The 827-nt window shown below is 67.1% G+C and carries 1 protein-coding gene; it reads left to right on the top strand.

From position 1 onward, the window contains the following. Positions 1-827: beta-ketoacyl reductase (locus NMN56_RS42955; protein WP_274048778.1), on the top strand; the 827-nt coding region annotated here is incomplete at both ends.

An 827-nucleotide genomic window follows, 5' to 3' on the forward strand; every position in this document is an offset into this window, starting at 1 on the left:
ACACCGCCCTCAACACCGCCCTCAACACCAACGAACCCCAACTCGCCCTACGCAACGGCCACATACTCCTCCCCCGCCTCACCCCCACACCCACACCCACACCCGAAACCGGAACCGGAACCGAAACCGGAAACCCCCCACCCCAACCACCCCTCAACCCCAACGGCACCGTACTGATCACCGGAGCCACCGGAGCCCTCGGCCAACTCATCGCCGAACACCTCATCACCCACCACGGAATACGCCACCTCCTCCTCACCAGCCGCCGAGGACCCCACGCACCCCACGCCGACACCCTCACCCACCACCTCACCCAACTCGGCGCCCACACCACCCTCCTCCCCTGCGACACCGCCAACCGCCAAGAACTCACCAACCTCCTCACCCACATCCCCACCCAACACCCCCTCACCGCAGTCATCCACACCGCAGGCGTCCTCGACGACGCCCTCCTCACCGACCTCACCCCCGACCGCATCGACACCACCCTCCGCCCCAAAACCGACGCCGCACACCACCTCCACGAACTCACCACCCACCACCCCCTCGACGCCTTCATCCTCTTCTCCTCCATCACCGGCATCACCGGCACACCCGGCCAAGCCAACTACGCCGCCGCCAACACCTACCTCGACGCCCTCGCCCAACACCGCCACACCCTCGGACTCCCCGCCACCTCCCTCGCCTGGGGCCTCTGGCAACAACCCCACGGCATGACCGCACAACTCACCACCACCGACCTCACCCGCATAACCCGCACCGGCATCACCCCCCTCACCACCCACGAAGCACTCCACCTCTTCGACACCGCACTCCACACCACACGC

This window comes from Streptomyces iconiensis, from assembly GCF_028657195.3.
Classification (GTDB): Bacteria; Actinomycetota; Actinomycetes; order Streptomycetales; family Streptomycetaceae; genus Streptomyces; species Streptomyces iconiensis.